We start from the raw sequence: 13876 nt of genomic DNA on the forward strand, positions 1-13876 counted from the left end.
CCCCTCTCAACTAGGTTGCAAGTCGGGTGACGACATCGAGCAGAATGTTGGCGCCGGCGACGAGCTCGGTATCTTCGGTGTGTTCGCGCGGACTATGGCTGATGCCGCCGGCGCTCGGCACGAAGATCATCGCGGCAGGTGCGATACGCGCCATCATCTGCGCATCATGGCCGGCGCCGGACGTCATGCGCTTCGAAACCAGCCCGCGATTGATGGCAGCGGCCTCGATCAGCTCCACGATGCGGATGTCGAAGATCACCGGCTCGAAGCGCGCCAGCCGCTCGACCGAGATCGTCACGCTTTCGGCGGCGGCGAGTTCTTCGAGGTGAGCGGCTAGTGCTGCTTCCTCCGCCTGCAGCCGGTGCTCGAAAGGATCGCGCAGGTCGATGGTGAAGACCGCTCGCGAGGGAATGACGTTGATGGCGTTGGGCTCGAAACGCATCGTGCCGACGGTGGCGACGGTCGGCGTGTTCGAAGCCTTGGCACGATCGTGCAGGAAGGTGACGACACGCGCGGCCGCATGGCCGGCGTCAGTGCGCATCGACATCGGCGTGGTGCCGGCATGGTTGGCGACCCCGTCGATGGTGATGCGCTGCCAGGAGATGCCTTGCAGGTTTTCCACCGCGCCGATCGGCACGCCTTCGCGCTCCAGCACGGGGCCCTGCTCGATATGCAGTTCGAGATAGGTATGCGGCTTTAGGAAGCCCGGCTGTTCGTCGCCGGCATAGCCGATGCGCGCCAGTTCCTGCCCGAGCACGCTGCCGTCGGTCCCCACGGCCGCCAGCGCCTCGTCGATCGCGACGCCGCCGGCATGAACCAGCGAGCCCATCATGTCGGGGGAATAGCGCACGCCTTCCTCATTGGTGAAGGCGGCGACGGCCAACGGGCGCGACGGGACAAAGCCTGACGCCTTCAGTGTCTCGATTGCCTCCAGCCCGGCCAGCACGCCGTAGCAGCCGTCATAAATGCCGGCATCTATGACCGTGTCGATATGCGAGCCTATCAGGATCGGCGCCTGCCCGGCATTCTCTGGCGTGCGCCAGATGCCGAAAATATTGCCCATGCGGTCGATGGCGACTTCGAGCCCCGCCTCGCGCAACCAGCCGACGAAGCGGTCGCGGCCCTGCCGGTCGGCGTCCGAGGCAGCAAGCCGCACCAGCCGGCCCTCGCCGTCGCGGCCGATGGCGCCGAGGTCCCGAATACGGCCAAGCAGCCGCTGCGCGTCGACCGAGATCATGGCGTTGCTCCTGAAAGTACCTTGCCCGCAAGCACGTCCGCGGCGGCCACGCCGACGAGTTCGGCATAACGCTTGGGATCGGTGGCGCCTTCGGTGTTGACGACCAGCACCCGCGAGGTCCGGTCGAGGCCGAGTTCGGCCCTGTTGTCGGCCAGCGCCCGGATCAGTCCGGCCAGGCCGACCCCGCCGCTTTCGCCGGCAACGATGGCCGGATCGCCGCCGGCCGGCCGCGCAAGCCTCCGCATCACGGCGACCGCATCCTCCTCGTCGACGGTCATGAAGGCATCGGCGGCCCGCGCCAGCACGCGCCAGGCGACAGGCGACGCCTCGTAGCATTCGAGCATCGCCATGACAGTCGCTTCGCCATGCGCGATCTTGACCGGGTGGCCAGCCTTGGCGGCGCCCAAGATGCAAGCGGCACGTTCGGGCTCGACCACCGTGAAGACCGGCCTGGCATCGCCGAGCACGATGGCGAGATGGCCAGCCAAGGCAGCGGCAATGCCGCCGACCCCAGCCTGAACGAAGACGTGGGTGGGCGGTTCGCCGAGCTGGCGCAACGCCTCGCGCATGATCGCGGTGTAGCCTTGCATGACGAGGCCCGGAATGCGCTCATAGCCGGGCCACGAGGTGTCGGACACGACGGTCCAGCCCTTGTCCGTCGCGACTTGCGCGGCTTGCCTGACCGAATCATCGTAGTTGCCGTCGACGCGGATGATCTCGGCGCCATAGCGGGCGATAGCCGTGATGCGTTCGCGGCTGACGCCGGCATGGACGAAGATCGCCGCCCTCGCGCCGACGAGTTCGGCGCCCTGTGCCACCGAGCGGCCGTGATTGCCGTCGGTCGCGCAAGCCATCGTCATGGTGGCGGCAACCGCCCTGACGTCGGGCCCATCGAGATCGGCGATGTCGAGCGGCCTGCCAAGCCGGCGGCCGGCTTCCTCCAGCACCAGATGAACGACGGCATAAGCACCCCCAAGCGCCTTGAAGCTGCCGAGACCGAGGCGAAACCCCTCATCCTTGAGGTGGATAGCGCCAATGCCCAGTTCCGCGGCCAGCGCCGGCAACGCATCCAGCGGCGTCTCCCGATTGATGTCGCGATGGGACAGGAAACGCTCGGCCGCGTCGGCCCCCGCAATCCCCAGCATTCCGGCGTCGACCGGATCGAGTGGGCTGCCGTGCAAGGCATTGCGGTTGAGCAGGAACATCAAGGCCTCCTTGGCTGACAACGAGACTATATTGCAAGACAGGCGCAAAAAGCGCTGTATTCAAGGCCTCGAAATGCAAGTTTGTTTCTTCAGGACATGCCGTTGCCCGCATTGCCAGCCTCGCTCGACAGTTTCGACCTCGCCATTCTCGCCGTGCTGCAGAAGGACAACACGACGCCGCAGCGGCTGATCGGAGAGGCCGTCAACCTGTCGGCGCCGGCGGTGCAGCGCCGTATCAAGCGCATGCAACAGGCCGGCGTCATCGCGGCCAATGTCGCGGTCATCGAACCGGCGGCGGTCGGCCAGCCCATCACCATCTTCGTCGAGGTCGAACTCGAAAGCGAACGCGCCGAACTGATCGACGCGGCCAAGCGGCAATTCCTGGCGGCACCGGAAGTCCAGCAATGCTACTATGTGACAGGCGAGGCCGACTTCATCCTGGCCATTACGGTGGCCGACATGAGCGCCTATGAGGCGCTGACGCGGCGCCTGTTCTTCGACAGCAACAATGTCCGCAAATTTCGCACCTTCGTCGCCATGGACCGCGTCAAGGTCGGCCTGACGGTGCCGCTGCCGGGATAAGCGACCGGGTTGCATGTCTGGCATGCTTTCGCCATTCTCCGCATCGCGAATTGGCGGGAGGCGCGCTTGGACGACACCACCCCGGTTGCGATTATCGGTGCCGGGCCGGCGGGCCTGGCCGTTGCCGCATGCCTGCGGCAGGCCGGTGTCGACTTCATCCTGCTTGAAAAAGAGCAGCAGCCCGCTCCCGCCTGGCGGCGCCATTACGAGCGCGTCCACCTGCACACGACCAAGCGCTATTCGTCCCTGCCCTTCGTGCCCTTCCCGAGGCATTACCCGCGCTATGTGCCGCGCGACCTGTTCGTCGAATATCTCGATGCCTATGCGCAGCGCTTCGATCTGCGGCCCCGCTTTGGGGAAGCGGTGCGGGCGATCAGCCGGCAGGGCAGAAGCTGGGGCGTCGAAGCGACATCAGGCACCGTGCGCGCTTCCCATGTGGTGATTGCGTCAGGATACAATGCCGAGCCGCTGATGCCGGCATTCGCCGGCGCCGGCAGTTTCAAGGGCAAAAGTCTGCACAGCGCGGATTACCGCAACAACACGCCGTTTGCCGGCCAGTCGGTGCTGGTCGTCGGCATGGGCAACACCGGCGCCGAGATCGCGCTCGACCTGACGGAGGGCGGGGCGAAACCCACTATCTCCGTGCGCGGCGGCGTCCATATCGTGCCGCGCGAATTGCTCGGCGTGCCCATCCAGGTCGTCAGCATGGCGACGCGCCTGGGGCCGCGGCGCGTCAACGACGCCGTCTTTCCTATCATCCTCGATCTGGTATTGGGCAGGCTGGAGAAATATGGGCTCAAACGGCCCAAACAGGGATTGCTGGAGCAGATATCCCTGGCGTCGCGCATCCCGGTGATCGATGTCGGCACCATCGGCAAGATCCGCGAAGGCGCGATTAAGGTAGCGCCCGACATTGCCGAGATATCAGAAGGCGGCGCCCGTTTCGTCGATGGTCGGCACAGCGACTTCGACGCGATCATTTTCGCTACCGGCTACCGCCCAGCCTATGCCAAATTCCTCGGACCCGGCGTCGAGCCCGGCGGCAGCGGCGTCAATGCGCGCGCTTCGGAACTCGGTCTTTATCTCGTCGGCTTCCACAATTCGGTTACCGGCCTGCTGCGCGAAATCGGAATCGAAGCCCAGGCGATCGCCGACGACATCCGTCTCCGGCAGAACAGAAAAAGGACGGCCGAAACCCTGCCGGTGTGACTTGCGCCGAAAAGGCGAAACCTCCCGGCGGCTTCCGTCCCTTGCGGATCGAAATCACCGCGTCTGGCGGCCTGCTCTATCCAAGAGCAGTCTTCAGCATCATTCCGGCAATCTCCTTCAACAGCTTGGCGGCCACGAGCGCCGTCAGGTTGGAGAGATCCTGGCTCGGATTATACTCAACGATATCAGCGGCCACGATCGGTTGGTCGATGCTTTGAATCAAGTTGATGACTTGCCGGGTCGACAGGCCGCCGGGCTCGCGGTGGGAGACGCCCGGGGCAAAGGCGGGATCGAGCCCATCGAGGTCCATTGAAATATAAACTGGCGTTGTGAGATCGAGCCGCAGGCCTTCCCTGAAGCGCGCCGCCTCCACCACCTCGACACCGAAGCGCCTGAACTGGTCGCGATGATGGCCGTTGACCGTGCGCAGGCCGACCTGGATCAGCCGGTCGGCCAGACGCTCCTCCATGATGCGTGCGAAGGGCGAGGTATGCGAGCGCGGATTGTTGTCATAGGCATGGTAGATATCGGGGTGAGCGTCGATGTGCAGGATCGTCAAACCGGGATGACGGCGACGCACCGCGCGCAGCACTGGCCAGGATATGGCATGATCGCCGCCGAGTGAGATCAGCGGATGGCCGCCGTCCATAGCGCGGCCGACCTCGCTTTCGATCCGCTGCCAAGGGTCGCCGGGCTGCTTGAAATCGATGTCGCCGTGGTCGATGAAGCGGCCTGTCAGATCGAAGCCGGTTTCCGACCATGAGCTATAGGCGTCGCTGTGCAATTCGCGCCTGATGAGGGCCGGTGCCTCGGCTGCGCCCCGCAGATAGGACGAATTCCCGTCATGCGGTATTCCCAGAAGCGAAATTCCGGCTCCCATCGACGCTCTTCCCTCCTGTCAGACCGAGCACCTTTATACGTGTGCGAGCGGGTGCTCGCGACCGCCGGCGCTTGGACCAGATGTCGAAATCCGTAACGGACGGAATTGAAAACCGCCGGCGCTGGACGCCTGGATCACCCCGCCTTGCGCAGCCACACCTTGTTGTCGTGGAATGCCGCACCGCCATAGGGTGCGGGCGCATCGGCGCCAGTCAGCACGTTGATGCCCTCGCCGCGCTCATGCGCGCTGTTCGGCCAGATGCCTTCGGCGATCACAACGCCGCGCTTGATGCCGTCGAACAGCCGTGCATGCAGCACCACCTCGCCGCGCGCATTGCCGATTTCGACACGGTCGCCGTCTGCCAAACCGTGTGCGGCGGCATCGTCGGGATGCAAGAGCAATTCCGGCCGGCCCTCCTTGGCCTTCGACACCGGCGTTTCGGAAAAGGTCGAGTTGAGGAAGTTGCGCGCCGGCGACGTAGCCAGCCGGAACGGATGCGCCTCGTCGGCAACCTCGATCAGGTCGACATGATCGGGAAATTGCGGCAACTGCTCCACCGGGCCGAACAGGCCCATGCTTTTGGGCGGCCGGTTGGGGGCGGCTTGCCCGGTCCAATCGGCGCGGAAGCGAAATTTGCCGTCCGCATGACCGAAGCCCTTGGTGAAATGCGCGGCTTCGAAATCCGGCTGCAGGTCGATCCATTTTTGCTCTTTCAGGCTGGCGAAGCTGCCAAGCCCGCGCTTGCCCAAGATGATGTCGATATGCTGCTGCTCGGTGAGGCCGAAGCCCGGCCTGTCGGCGACGCCGAGGCGTTCGGCCAATTGCTCGATGACGAAATGGTTGGTGCGCGGCCCTTCCGGCGGCTCGATCAGCTTCGGGCCGAGCGTGATGTGCTGATTGCCGCCGCCCTTATAGATGTCGTCATGCTCGACGAACATCGTTGCCGGCAGCACGACGTCGGCGAGCCTGGCCGTGTCGGTCATGAACTGCTCGTGCACGCAGGTGAACAGGTCGTCGCGCAAGAAACCCTGCTTCACCAGCCGCTGCTCGGGCGCAACATTGGCCGGGTTGGTGTTCTGGATGAGCAGCGCCGTCACCGGCGGCCCGCCATAGAGCGCATCCGGCGCGCCCGTCAGCACCGGGCCGATGCGCGAATGATCGAGATGGCGGATCGAGGGATCGCGCATGCGCGTGCCCTCCAGCACCTCCTGGTTGAGCTTGAAGATGCCGGAATTGGAGTGGAAGGCCCCGCCGCCCTCATATTGCCAGGCGCCGGTGACCGCGGCGATGCAGGAGGCGGCATGCATGTTGACTGCGCCGTTGCGCTGGCGGGCAAAGCCGTAGCCGAGGCGGAAATAGGTTTTCCTGGTCGTGCCGACGAGACGGGCAAAATTCTCTATCTCGGCCACGGTCAATCCGGTGATCGCGGCCGCCCATTCGGGTGAACGCGTGCGCAGGTGGGCTTCCAGACCTTTCGGGTCGTCGGTGTATTTCTCGAGATAGGCGCGGTCGGCCAAGCCTTCCCTGAACAGCACATGCATGACCGCGCAAGCCAGCGCGCCATCGGTGCCAGGCTTCAGGACAAGGCCCATATCGGCCTGCTTCATCGTGGCGTTCTCATAGACGTCGATGACGACGATCCTGGCACCGCGTTCCTTGCGCGCCTTGATGGCGTGGGTCATGACGTTGACTTGGGTCACCACGGCATTGGTGCCCCAGATCACCACGCAATCGGACTTGGCCATTTCGCGCGGGTCGGGACCGCGCAGCGCGCCCGCCCCCATCATCCAGCCGGTCCAGGCCAGGTTGGTGCAGATCGAGCCAAAGAAGCCCGAATATCTCTTCGCATGCCGCAGTCGCTCGATGCCGTCGCGCTGCACCAGCCCCATCGTGCCGGCATAGAAATAGGGCCAGACCGTCTCCGAGCCGTATTTTTCCTCGGCCGCGATGAACTTTTCGGCGACGAGGTCCAGCGCCGCCTCCCAACTTGTTTCCTGCCAGGCGCCCTCGCCCTTGGCGCCTTTGCGCACCAGCGGCTTCAGCAAGCGGTCGGGATGGTGGACGCGGTCGGCGTAACGGGCGACCTTGGCGCAGACGACGCCCGACGTGTAGGTGTTTGCCTTGGCGCCATGGACGCGGCCGATGCGGTTGCCGTCAAGCAACTCGACCTCTAGCGCACAGGTCGACGGGCAGTCATGCGGACAGGCCGAATGGCCGATGCGGAGCTTGGCGTGCTGGTTCATGACGTGTGTCTAGCGGGTTTCGGAAGCGGCGTGTAGGGCCAGACCGGCGCAATCAAAAACTTGACGATTGGTAGTTTAAAAACTACAATAAGTGATGTTTGAGCTGAAGCAGACGGAGACTTTTCGCAAATGGCGAATGAAGCTCAAGGACGAACGTGCACGCACATTGATCGCCTCCCGCCTGGATCGTCTTGCTTTCGGTCACGCGGGAGACGCTGAGCCAGTTGGTGATGGGATCAGTGAGTTGCGCATCCACTACGGGCCTGGCTATCGCAGATACGGCAATACGGTGCTGATATTGCTTTGCGGCGGAGACAAAGGCAGCCAGGCCAAGGACATAAAAACAGCAAAACGCCTTTCAGGCGATTGGAGTGAGTGACATGCCTGAAAAACTGACGACATACGACCCCGCCGAAGATCTCACCTCCGATGAGGCCATCGCCATCTTCATGGCAGAAGCATTCGAAACCGAAGACAGCGGATATATCGCACATGCGCTCGGCGTGGTGGCGCGCGCCAAAGGCATGACACAAATCGCCAAGCAGACGGGGTTATCGCGCGAACAGCTCTATCGGTCCTTCAGCGGCGACGGCAATCCAACATTGAAGACGACGATTGCCGTGATGAATGCCTTGGGGATGCAATTGACCACGAGGCCACATCCCTGACGTCATAAAGCGCAATTCCATTCTCCCGACTGCGGAGCGATAGAAGGCGCAGCTACTCCGCCGTGCCTTCCTCATACTCAGCCGACATGGTCAGCCATTTGTCCTCATGCGCGGCAAGCTGCTGTGCCAATTGCGAGCGCTCCTTGGCCAGCCTTGTCGCCGTCGAGGGGTCCTTTTCGTAGACTGCCGGATTGGCGAGCTCGTCTTCGATACCGTCGATGCGCTTGCGGATGCGGTCCATCAGCGCTTCGGTTGCGCGGATCTCCTTGGCCAGGGGCTCGAAGGCGGCGCGGCGCTGGGCCGCCTCGCGGCGGCGGTCGGCCTTCGAGGCTTTTTCCGCCTCGCGCCGCTCGCGCCGGTCGCCGGACACGCCTGTGACAAGCGTCTTATAGTCTTCGAGGTCGCCGTCATAGGGGTTGACGGCGCCATCCTTGACCAGCCACAGCCGGTCCGCCGTCGCTTCCAGGAGATGGCGGTCGTGCGAGATCAGGATGACGGCGCCGGGGAACTCGTTCAGCGCATGGATCAAGGATTCGCGGCTGTCGATGTCGAGGTGGTTGGTCGGCTCGTCGAGGATGAACAGGTTCGGCCCTTCGAAGGCCGACAGCCCCATCAACAGCCGCGCCTTCTCGCCGCCGGACAGGTCTTTCGCCGCCGTGTTCATCTTTTCGGTGGTGAGCCCAAACTGGGCGACACGGCCGCGCACTTTCGATTCCGGCGCTTCCGGCATCAGCCTGCGAACATGTTCGTAGGCGTTTTCCCCAGGCCTGAGATCGTCGAGCTGGTGCTGTGCAAAGATCGCCACCTTCAGCCCGGGCGCCACGGTCATGGTGCCGGTCTCCTGCTTCAGGCGGCCAGACAGAAGCTTGGCGAAGGTCGATTTGCCGTTGCCATTGGCGCCAAGCAGCGCGATGCGGTCGTCGGCATCGATGCGCAATGTCATCTTCTTCAGAATCGGCTCACCGGGGGTATAGCCGACATTGACATTGTTCAGCGCGACGATTGGCGAGGCCACCGTCTTCACCGGCTCCGGGAAAGAGAATGGTCGCACCGTGTCGTTCACGATGGCCGTGATCGGCTTCATCTTTTCAAGCGCCTTGATGCGAGACTGAGCCTGTCTTGCCTTGGATGCCTTTGCGCGAAAACGCTCGACGAAGGATTCCATATGCTTGCGGGCAGCTTCCTGCTTGATACGGCCCTTTTCCTGCTGTTCTTTCTGCTCGGTGTACTGGCGTTCGAACTGATCGTAGCCGCCGCGCCAGAAGGTCAGCTTCTTCTGGTCGAGATGGACGATCGAATTGACGGCGCGGTTAAGCAGGTCGCGATCGTGCGAGATCAGCAGCACTGTGTGCGGATATTTGGAAACATAGTTCTCGAGCCACAGCGTGCCTTCGAGATCGAGATAATTGGTCGGCTCGTCGAGCAGCAGAAGATCGGGTTCGGAAAACAGCACGGCAGCGAGTGCCACGCGCATGCGCCAGCCGCCGGAAAACGAGGAGGCGGGGCGGCGCTGCGCCGCGTCGTCGAAGCCGAGACCAGCGAGAATGGTGGCGGCGCGCGACTCGGCCGAATGCGCGTCGATATCGGCCAGCCGCATATGGATGTCGGCGATGCGGTGCGGATCGGTCGCCGTCTTTTCCTCCTCGAGCAGCGCCGTGCGCTCGAGGTCGGCCTTGAGCACGATCTCGATCAGCGGCTCCTCGGTTCCGGGCGCTTCTTGCGCCACCTGGCCGATCCGCGTGTTCTTCGGCAGGCTGATCGAGCCCGTCTCGGAGGGGAAATCGCCTGTTACGGCCTTGAACAGCGTGGTCTTGCCGGTGCCGTTGCGGCCGACAAGTCCGGCCTTGGTGCCGGCCGGCAAGGTCAGCGAGGCATGGTCGAGAAGCAAGCGCCCCGCCATGCGCAGCGAGAGGTCGTTGATGATAAGCATGGCCGCGCTTTTGCACGGGAGACCGGCGCTTCGCAAGACCTTGCGGGCCGGTTGGCCACGCAAGGCATGAAAACGGCGCGCGCAATGGCGCCGTCAACATTGCAGCTCAGTGGCTTCCGGCTGCGGTCGGCCGCGCTCAGGCGCTGGCTTTGCCGCGCTTTGTCGCCTTGGCCACGGGGGCCGGCGCTGCCGGCTTGCGGCCAAGTCCCGTCGACTTCGCCAGCGCTGACCGTGTCGCTGAGTAGTTCGGAGCGACCATCGGATAGTCGGGCGGCAGGCCCCATTTGGTGCGATACTCATCCGGGCTCAGCCCATAGTCCGTCCTGAGGTGCCGCTTGAGCGACTTGAACTTCTTGCCGTCCTCCAGGCAGACGATGTAGTCGGGAAAAACCGACTTCTTCGGGTTCACCGCAGGAACCAGGCTTGGGCTTTCCGCGACAACGGCACCTCCGAGCTTTCGCACCGAGGCACTGACGCTGGCAATCAGGTCAGGCAGGCCGGAAACCGGCAGCGGGTTGTTGCCGACATAGGCCGAGACAATGTCAGCGGTCAGCTCGATAACGGTCTTATCCTCGATATTTGACAAATCTTTCACCCTATTTGCGACAAAATCATCTACCCCAGAGAAGAATTTCGTCGATGCATTTATTTAACCGCGTCCCCCAAACGGACCAGCAAATCTCAAAACGAATCAAGACTTGCAGTCAAATATTTTTTACGGAAATCGGCTCCGTGCAAATTAGAAAAGCTATTTTTTGGGGTCGGCAGACTTAGGCGGTCCGGTTGGAAGGCCAATATCTCTAAAACACGCGCCGCCGGTCATGACGCGCTCCAACGTCTTTCGGCCTTCAGTTCGCAGTTTCCGTGAGACGGTGAAAACTGCTCTATCGGAGCCGGCGGCCGAAATCAGGCGTATGCGCGCCCTTCTTCGGTGCGCTGGAAATGCGCCAGATCGAGCTGCACGGAAGGGCGGCCCAGAACCGTCAGGATCATATGGGCCTGGCCGCGGTGGTGGGTCTGGTGGTTGAAGACGTGGTCGAGCGCCGGAGCTAGCCGTTGCGAGACGGTGCGCATGTCCGATACCGTCATGTATGTAAAGCGGCCCGACAGCGCCTTGTCGCTCAAACCGCCAACCCAGTCGACGATCCGCCGGTCCTCCGCCTCGCGCGCCATGCGCAGGCCCGGCAATGCCTGGTACAGTATGGCGTCCAGCGCCGTCGGCGCATCGCCCTCGCCGGTAAAGCGCTTCATCCAGATGCGATCGGCGGCCAGGAGATGGTTGAGCGTGCCCTTCATCGAGCCGAAGAAAGCGCCGACGTCGCGATTGAATTCCTCTTCGTCGAGATCGGCGGCTGCATCGTAGATGCGGCCATTGGCCCATTGATTATAGGCCGCAAACATCATGAAGTGCCGTTTCATCTTTTCTCCCGCCGGCCTGTGTCGAGGCGTTGCGGGATACCTAAACCGCAGGGAAGCCGCCGCCAATGACCATTCTGCTTTATGATCTCGTCGGACGCGACGCCAGCCGCCCCTTCAGCCCGCATTGCTGGAAGGCGACGATGGCGCTGGCGCATAAGGGGCTGGAGATCAGCGCGGTGCCGACGCGTTTTCTCGAAGTGCCCCGCGTCGAGGGCGGCGCATCGAAACTCGTGCCGGTGATCCGCGACGGCGAGACGGTCGTCGCGGATTCCTTCGCCATCGCGCTTTATCTCGACGAAACCTATCCGGAGCGGCCGTCGCTGTTCGGCGGCGAAGGCGGCAAGGCTATGGCGCGCTTCATCGAGCGCTGGTCGCAACTGACCATCCATCCCTATGTGACCACCGCCGCGATCATGGACCTTTATGCCATGCAGGATACGGAGAACGCCGCCTATTTCCGCCAGAGCCGGGAGCAGCGCCTGGGCAAGAGGCTGGAAGACGTGATGGCCGCGCGGGATGCCGGACTTGGCACTTTCAGGGCTTCGCTGGAGCCGCTGCGCTCCATGCTCGCCTATCAGCAATTCATCGGGGGAGATTCGCCCCTGTTTGCCGACTATATCGTGTTCGGCGCGCTGCAATGGGCACGCATCGCCTCGCCCTACCCGTTGCTCGACGACCACGATGCCGTGGCGCAGTGGTTCGCCCGCTGCCTGGACCTGCATGGCGGGCTGGGGCGCAAGGTTGCGGCGGCCGCGTGAAAGCTTAGCACCTGACCTTGCGGCAGGGCTAACGACGAGCCATCGGCTCCGATATGGCCAGGTCTTATTTGGCCGCCTTTTTTGGCTTGCCGGGCTTGGCGGCGGTCTTGGCCTCTTTGGGCGCGGTTTTTGCCTTGCCGGCGACGGGCGCCTTTCTTGCTGCCTTCTTCACCGCGGATGACCCCGCATCCTCCTGGTCGATGTCGGCCGTCGCCTGTTGCCAATGGCGCTCATGCTGTCCGGCAGGTTGTCCTTCTTCCTGCCAGATCTGATGTGCGCGGTTGCGAATGCGCTCCTGGCGGTCGTCTGTCATGGTCATGTCTCCATACGGGCCGACCTCAGCGCGGCGCCGACACGCAACTATAGCAAGCAAAGCCTTATATTGCAGCCGTCCGATCTCGGGCTGGCGGCGGCATCGCCGATAATCGGCCCGGCATGCAAACGCGCATGGCGTCGACTTCCCCTGTCGACACCTCTATCGACTTCCTCTTGGCAATGGGCCGGCCGGCTTGTATAGAGCCCGCCACTCCCAATCCAACCAGACAAGGACGACCCAATGGCGCTCGAACGCACCTTTTCCATGATCAAGCCGGACGCAACGCGGCGCAATCTCACCGGCGCCATCACCAAGATGCTGGAAGATGCCGGTCTGCGCGTCATCGCTTCGCGCCGCGTGTGGATGAGCCGCCGCGAGGCGGAAGGTTTTTACGCCGTCCACAAGGACCGTCCGTTCTTCGGCGAACTGGTGGAATTCATGTCGTCGGCGCCGACGATCGTGCAGGTGCTGGAAGGCGAGAACGCTATTGCCAGGAACCGTGAGGTGATGGGCGCCACCAACCCGGCCAACGCCGCCGAAGGCACCATCCGCAAGGTGCATGCGCTGTCGATCGGCGAGAATTCGGTGCACGGTTCGGACGCGCCGGAAACCGCCGCGCAGGAGATCAAGTACTGGTTCTCCGACACCGAGATCGTCGGCTGAGTCGACTCTGGCATTGTGACCGAAAAAGGCCGGCGGATTGCCGGCCTTTTTTCATTGAAACGGATCGATCCGGCACTGCCGTTGAACCCTTGCCCGCGCTAAAATCGGTCAGGCACAGGGAGCCGACGAAGCATGACCAGCACCATTCCCGGCTTCTTCCAGGGCACCGAGATGCCATCGAGCGGCTGGTGGGAGGTGCTGTGGCCCGACCCCGGTGCCGTGCTTTCGGCAACGGGGCTGAAGCCGGGCATGGAGGTGGCCGACCTCTGCTGTGGCGACGGCTGGTTTGCGTTGCCCATCGCCAAGGTCGCCCGCCATGTCGTCGGCATCGATATCGATACCGACCTGCTCGACGTCACCCGTCGCCGGCTCAATGAAAACGGCACGAGGAATTTCGATCTCGTAGCGGGCGATGCCTATGAACTCGCGAGCCTGCTGTCCCGCCCCGTCGATTTCATCTTCATGGCAAACGCCTTTCACGGCGTGCCCGACCGGCCACGGCTGGCGCGAGCCGTGCGCGAAGCGCTCGTCCGTGCCGGACGCTTTGTTGTCGTCAACTGGCATCGGCAGCCGCGTGAACAAACCACGGTGCTCGGCGAGCCCCGCGGGCCGAAGACCGAATTGAGGATGTCGCCGGAACAGACCATCACGGCCGTCGAGGCGGCCGGCCTCAAATTCATCGAGCTGGTCGAGGTACCGCCCTACCACTATGGCGCCGTGTTCGAAAAAATGGGCGGCTGACCTCCGCCGACAGCCGTTTCATGGC

At 63.4% G+C, this 13876-nt stretch carries 15 protein-coding genes; 7 read left to right on the forward strand and 8 right to left on the reverse strand.

Annotated features, from left to right (window positions below; genetic code table 11):
• Positions 1-10 precede the first annotated feature (10 nt).
• Together FJ964_RS04490 and FJ964_RS04495 are read right to left on the reverse strand one after the other, a co-directional pair.
• Positions 11-1237, reverse strand: coding sequence for a Zn-dependent hydrolase (locus FJ964_RS04490; protein ID WP_140549245.1), 1227 nt, complete (start codon positions 1235-1237; stop codon positions 11-13).
• Positions 1234-2442, reverse strand: coding sequence for a diaminopropionate ammonia-lyase (locus FJ964_RS04495; protein ID WP_140549246.1), 1209 nt, complete (start codon positions 2440-2442; stop codon positions 1234-1236). Before FJ964_RS04495 ends, FJ964_RS04490 begins: the two co-directional genes overlap by 4 nt.
• Positions 2443-2538: 96 nt before the next feature.
• Between FJ964_RS04495 and FJ964_RS04500 the strand changes: the two genes are divergently transcribed.
• Positions 2539-3024: an Lrp/AsnC family transcriptional regulator gene (locus FJ964_RS04500; protein ID WP_181172375.1), complete on the forward strand. Its 486-nt coding sequence runs from the start codon at positions 2539-2541 to the stop codon at positions 3022-3024.
• Between the two features lie 66 nt (positions 3025-3090).
• The gene (locus FJ964_RS04505; protein ID WP_140549248.1) at positions 3091-4233 is read left to right on the forward strand and encodes an NAD(P)/FAD-dependent oxidoreductase; all 1143 of its coding nucleotides are present in this window, start codon (positions 3091-3093) and stop codon (positions 4231-4233) included.
• Between the two features lie 76 nt (positions 4234-4309).
• Here FJ964_RS04505 and FJ964_RS04510 read toward each other — a convergent pair whose 3' ends face one another.
• Positions 4310-5113, reverse strand: coding sequence for an agmatinase family protein (locus tag FJ964_RS04510; protein WP_140549249.1), 804 nt, complete (start codon positions 5111-5113; stop codon positions 4310-4312).
• A 134-nt stretch (positions 5114-5247) separates the two neighbouring features.
• On the reverse strand, positions 5248-7356 hold the full coding sequence (locus tag FJ964_RS04515; protein ID WP_140549250.1) for a molybdopterin oxidoreductase family protein: 2109 nt from the start codon (positions 7354-7356) through the stop codon (positions 5248-5250).
• 94 nt (positions 7357-7450) lie between these two features.
• Between FJ964_RS04515 and FJ964_RS04520 the strand changes: the two genes are divergently transcribed.
• On the forward strand, positions 7451-7735 hold the full coding sequence (locus tag FJ964_RS04520; RefSeq protein ID WP_140549251.1) for a type II toxin-antitoxin system RelE/ParE family toxin: 285 nt from the start codon (positions 7451-7453) through the stop codon (positions 7733-7735).
• Between the two features lies 1 nt (position 7736).
• Positions 7737-8024: an addiction module antidote protein gene (locus FJ964_RS04525; RefSeq protein WP_140549252.1), complete on the forward strand. Its 288-nt coding sequence runs from the start codon at positions 7737-7739 to the stop codon at positions 8022-8024.
• 52 nt (positions 8025-8076) lie between these two features.
• On the opposite strand, the gene FJ964_RS04530 is transcribed toward FJ964_RS04525, so the two are convergent.
• The 3 genes from FJ964_RS04530 to FJ964_RS04540 form a co-directional block, all read right to left on the reverse strand.
• Complete coding sequence (locus tag FJ964_RS04530) at positions 8077-9954, reverse strand: ABC-F family ATP-binding cassette domain-containing protein (RefSeq protein WP_140549253.1); 1878 nt, start codon at positions 9952-9954, stop codon at positions 8077-8079.
• 136 nt (positions 9955-10090) lie between these two features.
• Complete coding sequence (locus FJ964_RS04535) at positions 10091-10540, reverse strand: MucR family transcriptional regulator (protein ID WP_140494381.1); 450 nt, start codon at positions 10538-10540, stop codon at positions 10091-10093.
• A gap of 320 nt (positions 10541-10860) precedes the next feature.
• A complete protein-coding gene (locus FJ964_RS04540; protein WP_140549254.1) occupies positions 10861-11373 on the reverse strand; it encodes a DinB family protein in 513 nt (170 codons plus the stop codon).
• A 65-nt stretch (positions 11374-11438) separates the two neighbouring features.
• On the opposite strand from FJ964_RS04540, the gene FJ964_RS04545 reads away from it, so the two are divergent.
• Positions 11439-12131 (forward strand): glutathione S-transferase family protein, encoded by a 693-nt coding sequence (locus FJ964_RS04545; RefSeq protein ID WP_140549255.1) that lies wholly within the window; start codon positions 11439-11441, stop codon positions 12129-12131.
• A 64-nt stretch (positions 12132-12195) separates the two neighbouring features.
• On the opposite strand, the gene FJ964_RS04550 is transcribed toward FJ964_RS04545, so the two are convergent.
• The gene (locus FJ964_RS04550) at positions 12196-12444 is read right to left on the reverse strand and encodes a DUF2934 domain-containing protein (RefSeq protein ID WP_224713240.1); all 249 of its coding nucleotides are present in this window, start codon (positions 12442-12444) and stop codon (positions 12196-12198) included.
• Positions 12445-12687: 243 nt separating this feature from the next.
• Between FJ964_RS04550 and ndk the strand changes: the two genes are divergently transcribed.
• Both ndk and FJ964_RS04560 read left to right on the forward strand, forming a co-directional pair.
• Positions 12688-13110, forward strand: a complete 423-nt coding sequence (ndk, locus tag FJ964_RS04555) for a nucleoside-diphosphate kinase (protein WP_010915217.1) — start codon at positions 12688-12690, stop codon at positions 13108-13110.
• Between the two features lie 132 nt (positions 13111-13242).
• The gene (locus tag FJ964_RS04560) at positions 13243-13851 is read left to right on the forward strand and encodes a class I SAM-dependent methyltransferase (protein WP_140549257.1); all 609 of its coding nucleotides are present in this window, start codon (positions 13243-13245) and stop codon (positions 13849-13851) included.
• Positions 13852-13876: the final 25 nt, after the last annotated feature.

The organism is Mesorhizobium sp. B2-3-2, assembly GCF_006442295.1.
Taxonomy (GTDB): Bacteria; Pseudomonadota; Alphaproteobacteria; order Rhizobiales; family Rhizobiaceae; genus Mesorhizobium.